Here is a 14,589-nt window from a genome sequence, read left to right as displayed (position 1 = left end):
TCGGCCATGGGTTTCGATGAAGAGATCGGAGACCACATCCCAGGCCTCGTCCGTGAGTTCGTAGCGCCTTGCCATCACAGAATTCCTTTCCGTTAATGGCGCGTAACTCTACAAAATCTGAGCGCTAAAGCAGCGACGATTAGGTTTCTCGGGATTTCGTACAGAGCCTAGCCGGCTTTAGTGACATCTTCGATGTACCGCACTTTCCTTTATGCACCTCAGCCTTGTGACAGGCGAGCCTGATTGACCGCCCAGGTATCGCATTCTCCGATTCAAGATACGTTCATGCGTAGCCGATCAAGATCCCCCTCAACTGCCCGAATGGTTAACCCTCTACCGCGTAGTGTCCTGATTTCGAACGGCGCCTGGAGGGATTTAAGCACCTTTCTCAGATAACAAATCTGCACTTCTATAATCTTGGTGCCGGGATTGAACTGGTATCCCCAAATTTCCTCATAGATCGTCGTCCGGCTCACGACGTTTCCTTGATGGCGAAGGAGCAATGTCAAAAGCCGGCAAGACGTGGCCTTGAGCGGAAAGTGAAGATCCTCGAATCTGACTGTCCGCGTGCTTGCATCCACGATGAGCTCACGCACGGGCGTCGTGAAAGCTCGCTGATCATCAGGACATCCTTGGAAGGAATCGCCTCCCACGCCTTTCTGGGAGCTTACGCTGGGCTCCAAAATAGCCATCTATCTATAGGTCAAGCAGCTTGGTTGAAGAGCAGGGGAACGCCACTTGCCTCACTCAATCGATGCATGTAATCGAGCACTTGATCTGGGAAATCAACAGCTCGAACGATGGAAAGCGAGCGCAATACGGGCCAAAGCGTCACATCGTTGATGCCGATTGTTGTTCTGTCCTTTACCAGCGGAACAAGGTCGTAGATCAGAGGTTGCAGTTCCGCCACCAGCTTGGATGTGGCTCCACGCAAAGCCTCCAGATCCCCGAAGGCTTGTTCCTCCCGCAGCCGGTACGCCTCTCTTGCCATTGGCGTGTTGATTTCTGCGAAGTCTGCCTGGACGAAGCGTGGTATGAATAGCTTGAGTGCCGTGGGCCAGGCTTCTTTGACCCAAGCGTCCAAGGTTGGGTCTTGCGGCGCCACCAGTACTGTCGGGCCGATGCCATCGAGATATCGCACGATATCTAGGCTTTCCCCCATATTGCTGCCGTCTTCCTTTTGCAGGATCGGCACAGCCTTTTTTCCAATCAGGCGCAGGGGTGTTTCTGCATCGCCCTCCATGATGACCTGAAGCATCACCGGGAGGCTCTTGAGTCCAACGATCATCCGAGCACGCGTGCAGAACGGGCAATGTTCGTAGATATACAGTTTCATCATTCAAATTTTATCCGGATTGCTACCGTTGGGCCTGGATGCTCAGAACTGTACAGAGCGTGTCAGTCCGCCATCCACGAGCAAGTTTGTGCCGGTGGTAAAGCTTGCAGCAGGGCTGGCCAGGAATACGACTGCTTTGGCTACTTCCTCGGGTGTAGCCATGCGGCCCAACGGGTTTTCAGCCAAGCATTTCGCGAAGGTCTCGGGCTGGTCGCGCTCTATATCACCCCATACGCCCTCAGGAAAATATACGTTTCCTGGGGAGACAGAGTTCACCCGAATACCTTCGCGCGCGTGGCGTGCAGAAAGCGTTTTACCGTAGTGCAGCAAGGCTGCTTTCAATACGCCGTATGGCTCGGCGAACATATCGACTTCGCGGCCCGATACGCTGGAAATTAGGACAACCGATGCGGCTTGCGATTCACGCAGGGCGGGCAAGGCGGCTTTGACCATCGTCGCACTTCCCAGTAAATCGGTATCGAAGGCTCGCCGCCATGTCTGCAAGTCATCTCCGCCAGCCAGAGCGCTCACGTTCGGCACGACGATATCGATTCCTCCAAGACGCTGCGCTGCATCTGTGACCCATGCCTGCACCTGGTCGGGCTGGGTGACATCAACGGCGGTACCGATGGCGTCATGACCGAGTGCTTGTTGCGTCGTTTGGACGCCTGCGGTACCCCGAGCACAGAAGGCCACCTTGGCGCCCTCATCGAGAAACAACTTGGCAATTGCCCGCCCGATACCCCTGGAAGCGCCGCTAACCAGTACGCGTTTACCTTGCAAGCCCAAATCCATGATCAAACTCCTCTGTGAACAGCGTCAAGACGGGGCCCAAGCGGGCCCCGTCAAGGCATTACTTACGCAGTTTGTATGCGATGATTTCGTCGCTGGTGCCGGTTTCCATGAAGGCGTGGCCAGACGCTGAAACGAGCACATACTGCTCACCATCAACCTCGTACGAGATCGGGTTGGCTTGGGCGCCCGCCGTCAACGTGTCTTCCCACAGCACCTTACCGGTAGCCGTGTCGATGGCACGGAACAAGTTGTCAGTTGCCGCGCCGACGAAGGTGAGTCCACCTGCGGTGACCACCGTTCCGCCATTGTTCGGCAAGCCGATATTCAGTGGCAGATGCGACGGGATGCCGAAAGGGCCGTTGCGACGCGCGGTACCCAGCGGCTCGTCCCATACGGTCTTCCCGGTATCCAGGCTGATTGCACGAATTCCACCATACGGTGGTGCCGAGCACGGTACGCCGGTGCCCCAGTTACGCCAACCCGCATTCACACTGATCGCGTAGGGTGCGTTGACCTGCGGATAGGTCGATGCCCCACCTTCGCCCTTGCCCGATTTGCTGCCAGCCTTGTTCAACGAGGTTTCATCAACCTTTGGTGCATAGATAGGTTTGAGCCCCATCTTGTCTGCCTGCTCACGCGGTATGAGCTGGTTGAGGTTAGGAATGTCGTTGTAATTGGCGATTAGCAGTCGTCGTACTGGGTCGATCGCGACCGAGCCCCAATCGGAGCCACCGTTGTAGCCCGGGTATTGAATCCACGGACGATCCACCGATGGTGGCGTCAGGTAGCCCTCGTAGTTGGCCTGGCGGAACTGGATGCGGCACATCAATTGATCAAGTGGTGAAAAACCCCACATGTCCGCTTCGGTTTTCGGGGCCTTACGCAGGGTATGCCACTCGGAGGTAGGCTGGGTATCAGCTAGGAATTGGGGTTCAACGGAGCCGCCTTTTGGCGCTTTGACTTCACCAATCGGAACCAGAGGCTCGCCAGTTGCGCGATCCAGGATGTAGATGTCTCCCTGCTTCGTTGGCAGCAGCACTGCAGCCACTGGTTTTCCGTCTTTGCCAGGGAAATCAAGAAGTGTCGGCTGGCTGCCCAAATCATAATCCCACACATCGTGGCGGATGGTCTGGAAGTGCCACACGTCCTTCCCCGTCTTCACGTCGACGGCGACCAGTGAGGTCGAATACTTGTTTTCTGCCTCGCTACGGTTGGAGCCGTAGTAATCAATCGAGGAATTGCTGATCGGTAGGTAGACGTAGCCAAGCTGCTCATCGCCCACTGCAGCCGTCCACATATTCGGGGTGCCACGGGTGTATGTGCTGCCTTCGGCTGGGCCATGAACGTTTTGAGGGTTACCCAGATCCCAAGCCCAGGCCATTTTCCCGGTGATTGCGTCGTAGCCGCGGATCACCCCAGAAGGTGCATCCTCATCCTGACCGTCGCGAATTTGTGCTCCTGTGACCACTACGCCATTGACGATGGTAGGAGGGGCTGTAACCGCATACCAGCCGGGGACTTTTTTCCCCAGACCTTCCCAAAGATCCACAGTACCGTTCTGTCCGAAGTCCTTGCATGGCTCGCCTGTGCGCAGATCTACAGCTACCAGCCTCGCATCCAGTGTCGCTTCTACCACACGGTTGCGGCATTGTGCGGACTCAGGGATCTCTGGTGCGGTGTACACCGCCACGCCGCGGCATGCTGCTGCGTGAGGAATGGCCTGATCAGGTACTCCAGGGTCGTGACGCCAGTTTTCCTTGCCGGTTGCAGCATTGATCGAAATAAGGATGTTTTTGGCAGAGCACATCAGCAGGTCGTTGCCGACCTTGACCGGGGTTGTTTCAGGCGAGTAGCGACTGCCAGAGTTCGGCAAATCCCGTGTGTGATACACAAATGCGCGCTCCAGGCGCCCGACGTTTTCCGGCGTAATCTGCTTGAGTGGGCTGAAGCGCTGAGCGTTGTGATCGCCGCCATAGAATGGCCAATCGCTGCCGACCTGCGGCATCTGCTGAGCTTGAGCGAACTGCGCCTGAAGCGCGCAAGAAACGGCGAGCGCCAGTGCGCTTCTGCATTTGACTGATTGGAACATGACAAACCTCTTTACGCAGCAGAGCGGGGGGCGCGACGCAGTGACGGCGACACGGCAAGGATCAACAACAGGATGACGGTGATTGCCACGAGACGTGGTACAAGCCCCCACCAGTTGAGTCCGACTTCCCATAAAGCCCAAATCAGCGTCAGGCCCCAGATCACGGCGAACAGGTACACGGCTGCAAATCGTTGCCTGCACAGCAGAACAGCGGTTACTACGCATCCCGCCCCGGTGAGGGCGTAATACCAGCTACCGCCCAAAGCCATCAGCCATACGCCTCCGCCAAAAAGGGCTATGCCAAATGCCCCCAGCGCCAGGGCTAACACGACGGTCGCCAGACGCCATTTCCCGCTTTGACCAGCCGAGGCCTGGCCGTTGCTACGGGATTCACTACTACGTTGATTCATGACGCTACTACTTCCTTCATTTGCTATTGATTCAGGCCATGGCCTGTTTGCCGGAGGCTGCAAAGCCGATCGGCCGACGCGTGCAGAACATCGAGAGGACTGAGCCGATCACAAGTAATGCGCCGACGACGACGAAGGCCAAGGCGAAGCTGCCAGAGCCGGCCACCACGTAGCCAGTCACGATGGGAGCGAGGAGACCGAACAGATTGCCGACTGCAGTGATAAAGCCAGCTGCAGTGCCGACATCGTCTTCCGAGCGCACCAGATCGTTGACCAGCGAGAGGTTCAGGGAAATCGCTGAGGCACAAGTGGCTAGCGAAAGCGTGATTACGAAAAGAATTGCCCAAGTATTGTCGATTGCAGGAACTAGGAAGATGACCGAAGACGCCAGCAGAACGCTGGCAACGACCATGCGCCTCTGTCCCGATTCTGCGGCCTCTGGGCGCATCACTTTGTCACTCAAGCGACCAATGACGATGGCAAGCACTGCAGCGCCCAGATACGGAATCGCGGTGTAGATACCGCTCGACATCACCGTCAGACCTTTCTCGGCTTGCAGATAGCTTGGCAACCAGGTCAGGAAGAAGTAGGTGGCATAGACCGCACATCCATGGGACAGGGCGATGGCCCACATGCTGCTTGAGCGAGCGAGGCCTTTCAGACCAAGGGAAACAGTTCGAGCAGGGTCTGCGCTGGTGGAGATGCTGCCAGCGGCAATTTCTGCGCGTTCGGCATCCCCCAGCCACGGCGCTTTAGCGGGATGGCTGTACCACCTCAACCAGGCAGCCAGCCAGACGAAGCCCAATGCACCGGCCACGACAAATGCGATGCGCCAGCCGAATGTACTGATCAGCCAGCCGAAACCAATGGCACCAATGGCCGGCCCAACCAGGCTGCCGCTGTGGAAGACCGCTGTGGCCATGCCGCGTTCTTTAAGCGGCATCCATTCGCGAATCACCCGCGCACCGGCGGGGTAGGTGGTAGCTTCCCCCATGCCCATGATCAGCCTGCAGCTGAGCAACGAGATGAAACCAGTCGACAATGCAGTGCAAGCCGTTGCAACCGACCAAACACCGATCCCATAACCATTAACCTTCTTGGGGCCGAAGCGGCCCACCAGATAGCCCATGGGGATGAGAGCGAGAAAATAGAGCCACACGAACGATGAGAAGAGGTATCCCATCGCAACTGGCGAGATATCGAATTCTTCCTTGAGGACTTTGGATGCGACTGAGAGCGAGACCCGGTCGACGTAGTTGATTAAGGTCAGGGTGAAGAGAAACGCATAGATCCATACACGTTTTTTCTTCAGGAGACTGGTGCCTTTTTGCATCGCCATCACCTTTGTACTTATTGGGACGATCCAGAGGAGTAACGGGCTGTACGGCAAGAACCCGCTCAACGAGCCCAGGCAGAAGGGCGTTTAACGTGAGCGGGTACCACCGTATGGTCAGGGAATGGTCAGCCTAGCCAGCGCTGAATGTTGGCGACCATGACGTCTTTGGAGATGCCGTAGCGGTCGTGCAATGTCGGCAGTGCGCCTGCATCTAGGAACTGATCGGGCAGCGCAACGTGACGTATTTCAGGCTGTACGCGGGCCTGCAACAAGGCCATGGCGATGGCCTCACCCAGGCCGCCGATTTGAGTGTGGTTTTCCGCAATGACTACCAGGCGGCCTTCGCGTCGGCATTGCTCCAGGATGGTCTGGACATCGAGCGGCTTAATTGTCGGAACGTGCAAAACGGCGGTGTCCACTTTGTGCTTGGCCAATTCGTCTGCGACTTCCAGAGCACGCATTGTCATAAGGCCGGAGGAAATGACCAGCACATCGTTGCCATCTCGTAGGAGTTGGGCTTTACCGAGCTCGAAACGGTAATCGTACTCGTCGAGAATCAGCGGTACCCGCCCACGAGGCAGGCGCATATAGACTGGGCCGTCGTGCTCAGCGATCGCGGCCACGCACTGCTCGGTTTCCAGTGCATCGCAAGGATCGATAACCATCATCTGCGGAATCGCGCGCATCATCGCCAGATCCTCTGTAGCCTGATGGCTCGGCCCGTACCCAGTCGTCAAGCCGGGCAGCGCTGCGCAGATTTTGACGTTTAGGTTTTCCTCAGCGATGACTTGATGAATGAAGTCATAAGCGCGTCGGGTGGCAAATACCGCGTAGGTGGTGGCGAAAGGCACGAAGCCTTCCTTGGCCATGCCGCCGGCAGCAGCCATGAGCAACTGCTCAGCCATACCCATCTGCAGGAAACGCTCTGGATAGCGCTGGGCGAAAATGTGCAGGTCGGTGTACTTGGCCAGATCCGCCGTCATGCCGACAATACGCGGATTCTTCTGGCCTGCCTTGACCAGAGCGTGGCCAAACGGCGCCGAGGTGGTGCGCTGCCCCTCGCTTGCGATAGAGGCGATCATGGACGAAGTGGTGAGTTTTGGCTTTGTAGGAGTGGCGGCGGTCATTGTGGGCTCCTGGTCGCGTAAATCTCGTCGAGGTCTGTGAGTGCTTGCTGCCACTCCTCGGGCTCGACCCGGATGAAGTGGTTCTTGTCCCGCTGCTCCAGGAATGGCACACCCTTACCCATTAGGGTGTCGAACAGGATCACGCGAGGTTTGGCCCCCGTAAAACCGCGAGCGCTGTCGAACGCCTCGATCACCGCCTGCAGGTCGTTGCCGTCTACACGCTGTACATGCCAGCCAAACGCTGCCCATTTATCAACCAGGGGTTCGAACTGGAGAATTTCATGGGAAGGGCCATCGGCCTGTTGGCGATTGATGTCTATCAGGTTGATCAGGTTGCCCAACTGATGATGCGAGGCCGACATGGCCGCCTCCCATACCGCGCCCTCATCCAGTTCTCCGTCGGACATCGAGTTGTAGACGAAGGCATCGTTGCCCTTCATGCGCAGAGCAAGGGCTTGGCCTACAGCGATCGCCAAACCTTGACCGAGCGAGCCACCCGAGATCTCCATGCCGGGCGTATAGGTCGCCATCCCGGACATCGGCAGTCGGCTGTCGTCGGAGCCGTAGGTTTCAAGCTCTTCTTCTGGAAGAACTCCAGCCTCCAAGAGGGCGGCGTATAGAGCAATGGCGTAATGCCCGTGTGACAGAAGGAAGCGGTCACGGCCTTCCCATTCAGGGTCATCAGCTCGAATATTCATGGCGTGGCAGTAGGCAACAGCAAGCACGTCGGCCCAGCCCAATGCCTGGCCCACATAGCCCTGGCCTTGAACCTCTCCCATACGCAATGCGAAACGCCGAATACGCCAAGCGTGTTCCGACATCCGGGCCAAGTGCGGGTGGTGAATCTCGGTCATATTGTTCTCCATTGGTGACCAGCGATCCGGGATTACTGACGCAGCTTCTTCATCAGTCAGCATCTGAATTGAGTAATATCCTGATATTCGTGTAAAAATAATCGCGCGACAAAAGGTTTAAATTCGCCTAGTAATGAACAGGATTCATCAATGAAGTTTTTGAAACGGGTGCCTCTTCCTGGTCTTAGGGTTTTTGAAGCTGCGGGTCGCACCTGCTCATTTGTCGAGGCGGCAAGGGAGCTTGATCTCTCCCCGAGCGCGGTCAGCCATGCGATTCGCAAATTGGAAGCGGCCACTGGACTAACTCTCTTCTTGAGAAACACCCGCAACACGTCTCTGACGTCAGAAGGCGCCATGCTGCTGGAGCACATTCAGAGGGGGTTCGAAGAAATGAGTCGAGGCCTTGCGATCGCGACCAACGAGCCCGCGGTACCTCTGCGTCTGCATACCGCGCCCACATTCGCCAGCCAGTGGTTGGTGCCGCGGTTGGCGAGTTTTCTTGAAGACCATCCAGGCATTGATCTGCGCATCTCGGCGAGCACCGACTATGCGCTGTTTGATAACGATGATTTCGACCTAGATATCGTCTACGGCGAACCGAGATCGTCGCCTCACGAAAAGATGCCGTTGCGCATTGAGGAACTAACACCGCTGTGCAGCCCGGAGGTAGCCAAGCACCTTCGTACCCCCCAGGACTTGTATTCTCAGTTCCTGATCCAAAGCGATGGTCAGTCCATCCAGTGGAAAGGCTGGTTTGCAGCTAACGGCATGCAGCCGCCAAGTAGCTACGGGTTGGCGTTTGACAGGAGTTCTATGGGTATAGCTGCTGCGGCAGGAGGGCTGGGGGTAGTACTTGAGTCTGATCTGGTAGCCGAGCAGGAGTTAGCTAGCGGTCGCTTGGTCAGTCCGCTTCGCCACGTCAGCAATAGCGTTCGCTACGTGGGTCACTACCTGGTGCATCCACGCCGACCTACGCAGCCTCATGCAGTTTCACAGTTCAAGGAGTGGTTGTTCAAAGCGTTGTCTGCTCGCGCAAGTTGAGCTGCCGAAAGCCCAATGCCTGGCCGGAAACGGCGGTTTTGTTGTTCTGCTCGCCGTGCCGCATTTTTGCAGGCTTGCCGACATTGCACTCCACCGGTACCTGAGGGCTGGCGCATTGACGATATCGATGTAGAAGGCCTTCGCTTGCGATGCTATCAACCTACTGGTGAGGCACCGGAAGGTGATAGGGCGTAAGTTGATCGACCGCATCGAGTGGTGGCTGGAGTACAACCGTGGTCGAGACACACAGATTAATGGTCGTGTCAGCCCTGGCAACAATGCAGGGGGGCTGGCCAACGTACTGGAGAAGTCGCTGGGCGGTGCCAAGAAGGGCGGTAATGCACCTCTAATGGATGTTTACGAATACGCGTACCCGGTCAAAACTCGGGGCTTGGTGTTCATGGACACCCCTGGCTACGACCCGGTTTCAGCCACAGGCCAGATCGCTGGCGGCGCGAACATGATTGCGTTCACCACAGGCCGTGGCTCGTGCTTTGGCTCAGTGCCGGCACCTACTTTCAAACTTGCCAGCAATTCACCGATGTACAACCGCATGGCAGACGACATGGACATCAACTGCGGCCAAATCATTGATGGTGACAAAACCATCGCCGAAATGGGCCAGGAGATCTTCGAGCGGCTGCTCGCCCACGCCTCAGGGGAGCCGACCAAGAGTGAAGAGAATGGCTTGGGTGAGGACGAGTTCTGCCCATGGCAGATTGGCGTCCTTGCGTGAGTTGAGCCTGTGTTAATCGCCTTTGGCTAGAGACGCCTCTGTCCAACGCGCTTCACCCATCAACATCAAGAAAACTGGCTCGTGCTCAGCGGGCCGTATGGATCAGTCATGCACAAAAACAACAAAATGCTTCCGACTGCAGTCCTGCTGTCCTTCACTTTGCCGGCGCAGGCCGAAGGCTTTATCGAGGATAGCCAAGCCTCCCTGAAAGCCCAGAATTTTTATTTGAACCGGGACTTTCGGGAAGACCCAGGTGTGTCAAAGCGCGAGGAGTGGGCCCAAGGCTTCGTCCTCGACTTCCGCTCGGGTTACACCCAGGGAGTGGTTGGCTTCGGCGTTGATGCCCTCGGCATGCTTGGCATCAAGCTCGACTCCTCACCCGATCGCAGTGGTACAGGTCTGCTCCCGGTAGGTGGCGATGGTCGTGCCCCCGACGAATACAGTAAATTCGGTCTCACTGCTAAAGCGCGTCTGTCCAAAACAGAACTCAAGATCGGTACGCAATTGCTCAAATATCCGACTATCGCATCTAGCACCGGGCGGATTCTGCCGCAGACCTTCCAAGGCGGCGTGCTGACCTCTCAAGAGTTCGATCGTCTGATAGTTACGTATGCCCTAATAGATCGCACCACAAAGCGCGATTACTCCCATAGCGAGGCCATGAGTCTAGTCAACAAGAATCGACGCTTCAGCGGCACGCCGCAAACCGACGACTTTCGCATGGGCGGTATCGACTACGCGGTCAATCCCAACCTAAGCCTGAGCTACCAATATGGCGAACTCGACGGTACCTATGGTCAGCACTATTTCGGTGTCATCGGCAGTACCCCCATGGGGCAAGGAAAATTAGCCTTGGACGGACGCTATTTCGTCAGTGCCGACACGGGGCAGGCAAGGGCGGGCAAGGTTGATAATCGCACCGTCAACGTGATGCTTACATACAGCCAGGTTGGCCACAGCGTTGGCCTCGCTTATCAAGGGTTGTCTGGTTCGACTGCCATGCCTTATCTCATAGGCACTGATGCCTACCTTACTAACTACATGATGGCAGCTGACTTCATGGAGGCCGAAGAGCGCACTTGGCAGCTGCGGTATGCCTACGATTTCGTTGCGCTAGGTATTCCGGGGTTAACTTTCTCCACACGCTACAACCGAGGCAACCATGCAAATCCGGCTACCCATGCAGGGGAAGGGCGAGAGTGGGAGCGTGACACCGATCTGGGCTACACCGTTCAGTCTGGCCCACTCAAAAACGTTAGCATGCTCTGGCGCAACGCCACGCTGCGCTCCAATTACCAGCGCGATATCGATGAGAACAGGTTGATCCTGACGTACACGCTGCCTTTGTTCTAGACGCCCTAGTCATGTGCGAGGAGTGGCCGCTAATCATTGGCGGTAAGGCCTGCAAGGAATTGTCGGCCTTTTTTTATTTTCACTAGGCGACGGACAGCCGGGAAATGGAGTTCCTGCACACGTGAGTGGCTCTGGTCTGGTATGAGGGGCTAGATCTGCAGGATAAGCGTCCAGTCAAATCATCTACCGAACCAGCTCTCAGCATGAGGGTGACTGCTTGCCGCCCATGCTGTAAGGTTCGCCACCCAAATCACCACAGCCTTCCAGTGGTGGCGATACAGCAAGGAGAGCGAACAATTAACATTTTCAAATCATCCATTCAAAACGTAGCTGCGGTCATAGGCCTCATCGCAGCAACGACAGTCGGGGGTTGCGTGATGATCCCTTACGACACGCCGGAATCAAAAGCCCAAATCCAGCGTGATCTGAAAATTGCACCATCGGATATTCAAGCCGTGTCGGAAACGAACTGGTGCCTATTCCCATATGGAAGCGATGCCAGCTGCAGAGTCACTCAAGGCCTGGGAGTGTTGACCAGCAAAGGCCTGATCCTCAGCCTCTACAAAAACCACACCTACGTTGAAACCGCACGCATCCTTCCGGAACAAGTGCAATGCGTGAAGACAGGTGGTGGTCGCACGGCAGTCGAACCGTTCGTTGTATTCACCCAAGACCAAGCGATCATGCTCGCCGTGATTACGCCTGGTGGAAAAATGAATGGGCCTGTGAAAATCAGTTTCTTCGACTATCTGACGAAGCCCGGGCAGCACGTCTTCACTGGAACAGACGGCGGATATGTGCGCAATTCGGGTCGAAAACAAACCGTAGGCGGACTGGTGTCAGGCACTGCTATCCCGTGGCATACAACAATCGACGTGACTGAGGTTTTTAACCCTTGTACGCAGGATCACTAAGCTGAAACGACTAAAGGATTAGCCAAAGTCATTCATCCACTTGTGCGGAAAAAAGTGCTCAATCTCACTGGTTTTATGCGCCCGCAACCACGTCAGTGTAATTTTGCGATACGTATAGATCATGCCCGTTCAAGCGGACAGGTCAATGGACGAATGGCCGGATCCGATGACATTTGCGGAAAAAAAGCCCGCTGCTAGGCGGGCAAGGGAAGCGTCTATCAGACGTAGGGATATGCGTATCTCAAGGAAGTGCTGACGCGCTTGCCGACGCAGAAGGCCAGTGAAATCGAACAACTGCTACCGCATCAATGGACGCCAGCCTAGCTAACCGAGATCAAGTATTTGCATACAAGGAAGCCTGCTCAATCTCATTTATTTGAACAGGCGCCTCGTTGATTCTAAGAACGGAAGCTAACTCCTGAAAGCATTCGAGTCAGCTTTGGCAGAAACGGATACGGTTACCGAACGGATCGTATACCGCCAAAAGCTTTCCCCATCCCTGTTCCACAATATCGGGTCGCCCGAAACCGTAGCGTTTGGTGATCAACTCGTCCCGAAATAGCTCAATGTTCTGCATGGGAACAAAGATGGTCGTTCCTGAGCTTGCGTCACCATGATGCTCAGAAAGGTGGACGTGCACTCCATCCCGGCTGAGCCCTAGGTAGAGGGGAAGATCCGCTTCGAAGCGATGCTCGAATTCGACACTGAAGCCCGGAAAATCGAGGTAAAACTCCCTCGCCTTCGCTTCATCAGAATCAGGCGTCCGATGATCACAGGTAAAACTCCAAGAACGAGCGATATTGCTCATCTTGTAAGTGCTTGCGTAAAGGGCACCACCCGTGAAAGTTTCCTTACTGATCGAAACCTGGGGACGGATTCTTGAACCGGGTGCTGTCTGACAAGGCGCTGGCGGGCAGCGCCGAGTGATATGCTTCGCCGCTTACCAAACAAGGAGAGTGGTAATGGAGTTGCGAGATCGGGGAAGACTCTGGCAGGCAGCGCCGGAGGGTCATGGGCAGTCCTTCGCGCCGCAGTTCTTGGCAGTCAATCGGCCGTCCCGGCTGATGAAGCGTCCGCAGCCGTGGCAATTGAGCGGCCGCTCCCAGGGCTTGGGCTGCTTTGTTGGCTGAGTGGGCAGAGCCGGCGGTGGGGTCTTAGCCCGAGCCGCCGGCAAATAGAGTTGCTACTCGACGATGCAGATCCACCGATGGTTTTGCCGGTATGGCGCTCTGGTAAATGCAACGTCTGTTACGAGTTTCATGCCGCGCTCTTGGAGAGCTTTGGTCAATTGAGCGAGTGTCTCTGCCTGGATAGTCATTGCTGTTACCTCGTCAGATTTACTGCGTTCATAATTCCTGACCGAGCAGGCAATTAGCTGATTCAATTTTTTTGACTGTTCTGAAGATGCATCGGGGTGTGATCTGGCAGGAGCCAATCCCTGCACCGACCGGTGTTCGTTCCACCCGATCTCGACTGACACCTGCTGACTCCAGTCGCCTACCGCTATCTGCACGGCGCCTGATCCCGCCAGCCCCAGGCTAATGGGCGCTTTGCGAGGTGATCTTTCATCACGGCCATTGCTAATTTCTTGGGTTCCGCTAACTTATACAAAACCTGTACAAATACGAGGTCTTGTACATGTATTGCCAGTGGCCTTTGACGCTGTACTTCGACGGCGCGTGCCCATTGTGCTCCAGGGAGGTGGCCTTCCTGCGCAGGCGCTCTACCGCAGCAAAGCTCATCCTGATCGATATCGATGGCGATGGCTTCGATCCCAGACCCTTGGGCCTGACGATTGAACAATTGAGGTCGTGCTTGCACGCAAGGTTCGCGAACGATCAGTGGGTCACAGGCTTGGACGCAACCTTGTGGAGTTGGCGTGCTGCCGGTGTAGGAATCTGGGCAGCTCCACTGGCTTGGCGTCCGCTACGTCCTTTTCTTTCGGTTTTTTACAGATTGTTCTGTCTTTTGAGGCCTGGTTTGGCCTGGCTCCCTCATCCCGAGGGTGGGCAACGTTGCAAAGGTGAGGAATCCAAATGTCGCGTTCGCTAGCCGAGTCTTATCGTGAAATCCTTGTCGGCGTGGGTGAAGACCCGCAGCGAGAAGGCCTCTTGGATACGCCCCAACGTGCTGCTAAAGCGATGCAATACCTATGCAATGGCTACACCCAGAGCCTGGATGAGATAGTCAATGGTGCTTTGTTCGAAAGCCAGAACGATGAGATGGTCGTGGTTCGCGATATTGAACTGTACTCATTATGTGAGCATCACATGTTGCCGTTTATTGGAAAGGCGCATGTTGCTTACCTGCCAACAGGGCGTGTATTAGGTCTTTCCAAAGTGGCACGCTTAGTTGATATGTTCGCCCGCCGTTTGCAGATTCAAGAGAATTTAACCAGACAGATTGCATGTGCCGTACAGGAAGTGACTGACGCTGCAGGGGTTGGGGTAGTTATCGAGGCTAAGCACATGTGCATGATGATGCGAGGTGTAGAAAAGCAGAACTCGGTGATGATTTCGTCGGTAATGCTTGGTGAGTTCCGAGAGTCCCCGACTACCCGGTACGAATTCCTGAAGCTCATTGGGCGACACACCTGAA

Annotated in this window: 14 protein-coding genes and 2 pseudogenes; 7 read left to right on the top strand and 9 right to left on the bottom strand. The window is 55.9% G+C overall.

Annotated elements, in window-relative coordinates:
* Positions 1–272 precede the first annotated feature (272 nt).
* The 8 genes from APH33_RS27965 to APH33_RS11105 all read right to left on the bottom strand — a co-directional run bounded on the left by APH33_RS27965 (position 273) and on the right by APH33_RS11105 (position 7,947).
* Positions 273–692, bottom strand: a complete 420-nt coding sequence (locus APH33_RS27965) for a winged helix-turn-helix domain-containing protein (RefSeq protein ID WP_082433555.1) — start codon at positions 690–692, stop codon at positions 273–275.
* A gap of 11 nt (positions 693–703) precedes the next feature.
* The gene (gene grxB / locus APH33_RS11135; RefSeq protein WP_218187127.1) at positions 704–1,339 is read right to left on the bottom strand and encodes a glutaredoxin 2; all 636 of its coding nucleotides are present in this window, start codon (positions 1,337–1,339) and stop codon (positions 704–706) included.
* Between the two features lie 39 nt (positions 1,340–1,378).
* Positions 1,379–2,131, bottom strand: coding sequence for an SDR family NAD(P)-dependent oxidoreductase (locus APH33_RS11130; RefSeq protein WP_054885179.1), 753 nt, complete (start codon positions 2,129–2,131; stop codon positions 1,379–1,381).
* A 58-nt stretch (positions 2,132–2,189) separates the two neighbouring features.
* Complete coding sequence (locus APH33_RS11125; protein WP_054885178.1) at positions 2,190–4,220, bottom strand: pyrroloquinoline quinone-dependent dehydrogenase; 2,031 nt, start codon at positions 4,218–4,220, stop codon at positions 2,190–2,192.
* A gap of 11 nt (positions 4,221–4,231) precedes the next feature.
* On the bottom strand, positions 4,232–4,630 hold the full coding sequence (locus tag APH33_RS11120; protein ID WP_082433553.1) for a glucose dehydrogenase: 399 nt from the start codon (positions 4,628–4,630) through the stop codon (positions 4,232–4,234).
* A 31-nt stretch (positions 4,631–4,661) separates the two neighbouring features.
* Positions 4,662–5,963 carry an MFS transporter gene (locus APH33_RS11115; RefSeq protein WP_054885177.1) on the bottom strand — a complete coding sequence of 434 codons (1,302 nt, stop codon included), beginning with the start codon at positions 5,961–5,963 and terminating at the stop codon, positions 4,662–4,664.
* A gap of 128 nt (positions 5,964–6,091) precedes the next feature.
* Complete coding sequence (locus tag APH33_RS11110) at positions 6,092–7,093, bottom strand: transketolase family protein (protein ID WP_054885176.1); 1,002 nt, start codon at positions 7,091–7,093, stop codon at positions 6,092–6,094.
* On the bottom strand, positions 7,090–7,947 hold the full coding sequence (locus APH33_RS11105) for a transketolase (RefSeq protein WP_249342001.1): 858 nt from the start codon (positions 7,945–7,947) through the stop codon (positions 7,090–7,092). Before APH33_RS11105 ends, APH33_RS11110 begins: the two co-directional genes overlap by 4 nt.
* 150 nt (positions 7,948–8,097) lie before the next feature.
* Between APH33_RS11105 and APH33_RS11100 the strand changes: the two genes are divergently transcribed.
* The 5 genes and pseudogenes from APH33_RS11100 to APH33_RS26565 all read left to right on the top strand — a co-directional run.
* The gene (locus APH33_RS11100) at positions 8,098–8,988 is read left to right on the top strand and encodes a LysR substrate-binding domain-containing protein (RefSeq protein WP_054885174.1); all 891 of its coding nucleotides are present in this window, start codon (positions 8,098–8,100) and stop codon (positions 8,986–8,988) included.
* 166 nt (positions 8,989–9,154) lie between these two features.
* Positions 9,155–9,724, top strand: a complete 570-nt coding sequence (locus APH33_RS11095) for a hypothetical protein (RefSeq protein WP_371263247.1) — start codon at positions 9,155–9,157, stop codon at positions 9,722–9,724.
* A gap of 108 nt (positions 9,725–9,832) precedes the next feature.
* The gene (locus APH33_RS11090) at positions 9,833–11,077 is read left to right on the top strand and encodes an OprD family porin (protein ID WP_054885173.1); all 1,245 of its coding nucleotides are present in this window, start codon (positions 9,833–9,835) and stop codon (positions 11,075–11,077) included.
* A gap of 377 nt (positions 11,078–11,454) precedes the next feature.
* On the top strand, positions 11,455–11,991 hold the full coding sequence (locus APH33_RS11085) for a hypothetical protein (RefSeq protein ID WP_177332385.1): 537 nt from the start codon (positions 11,455–11,457) through the stop codon (positions 11,989–11,991).
* 231 nt (positions 11,992–12,222) lie between these two features.
* A pseudogene (locus tag APH33_RS26565) lies at positions 12,223–12,315 on the top strand (transposase domain-containing protein); the annotation flags it as partial.
* A gap of 109 nt (positions 12,316–12,424) precedes the next feature.
* Here APH33_RS26565 and APH33_RS11080 read toward each other — a convergent pair.
* Positions 12,425–12,742, bottom strand: a pseudogene (locus APH33_RS11080) (glyoxalase superfamily protein); the annotation flags it as partial.
* Positions 12,743–13,629: 887 nt separating this feature from the next.
* Between APH33_RS11080 and APH33_RS26560 the strand changes: the two are divergent.
* Together APH33_RS26560 and folE are read left to right on the top strand one after the other, a co-directional pair.
* Entirely contained in the window at positions 13,630–14,043 is a 414-nt protein-coding gene (locus tag APH33_RS26560) for a thiol-disulfide oxidoreductase DCC family protein (RefSeq protein ID WP_082433551.1), read from the top strand.
* On the top strand, positions 14,028–14,588 hold the full coding sequence (folE, locus tag APH33_RS11075; RefSeq protein WP_054885171.1) for a GTP cyclohydrolase I FolE: 561 nt from the start codon (positions 14,028–14,030) through the stop codon (positions 14,586–14,588). The genes APH33_RS26560 and folE overlap by 16 nt, the downstream gene beginning before the upstream one ends.
* Position 14,589 lies beyond the last annotated feature (1 nt).

It is taken from the genome of Pseudomonas sp. NBRC 111130 (genome assembly GCF_001320485.1).
Classification (GTDB): domain Bacteria; phylum Pseudomonadota; class Gammaproteobacteria; order Pseudomonadales; family Pseudomonadaceae; genus Aquipseudomonas; species Aquipseudomonas vlassakiae.
This window is presented reverse-complemented; position numbering and strand designations above follow the sequence as displayed.

Coding starts and splice junctions, on each gene's coding strand:
- APH33_RS27965 (WP_082433555.1), bottom strand. CDS start 692: ATGGCTATTTTGGAGCCCAGCGTAAGCTCCCAGAAAGGCGTGGGAGGC.
- grxB (WP_218187127.1), bottom strand. CDS start 1,339: ATGATGAAACTGTATATCTACGAACATTGCCCGTTCTGCACGCGTGCT.
- APH33_RS11130 (WP_054885179.1), bottom strand. CDS start 2,131: ATGGATTTGGGCTTGCAAGGTAAACGCGTACTGGTTAGCGGCGCTTCC.
- APH33_RS11125 (WP_054885178.1), bottom strand. CDS start 4,220: ATGTTCCAATCAGTCAAATGCAGAAGCGCACTGGCGCTCGCCGTTTCT.
- APH33_RS11120 (WP_082433553.1), bottom strand. CDS start 4,630: ATGAATCAACGTAGTAGTGAATCCCGTAGCAACGGCCAGGCCTCGGCT.
- APH33_RS11115 (WP_054885177.1), bottom strand. CDS start 5,963: ATGCAAAAAGGCACCAGTCTCCTGAAGAAAAAACGTGTATGGATCTAT.
- APH33_RS11110 (WP_054885176.1), bottom strand. CDS start 7,093: ATGACCGCCGCCACTCCTACAAAGCCAAAACTCACCACTTCGTCCATG.
- APH33_RS11105 (WP_249342001.1), bottom strand. CDS start 7,947: ATGACCGAGATTCACCACCCGCACTTGGCCCGGATGTCGGAACACGCT.
- APH33_RS11100 (WP_054885174.1), top strand. CDS start 8,098: ATGAAGTTTTTGAAACGGGTGCCTCTTCCTGGTCTTAGGGTTTTTGAA.
- APH33_RS11090 (WP_054885173.1), top strand. CDS start 9,833: ATGCACAAAAACAACAAAATGCTTCCGACTGCAGTCCTGCTGTCCTTC.
- APH33_RS11085 (WP_177332385.1), top strand. CDS start 11,455: ATGATCCCTTACGACACGCCGGAATCAAAAGCCCAAATCCAGCGTGAT.
- APH33_RS26560 (WP_082433551.1), top strand. CDS start 13,630: ATGTATTGCCAGTGGCCTTTGACGCTGTACTTCGACGGCGCGTGCCCA.
- folE (WP_054885171.1), top strand. CDS start 14,028: ATGTCGCGTTCGCTAGCCGAGTCTTATCGTGAAATCCTTGTCGGCGTG.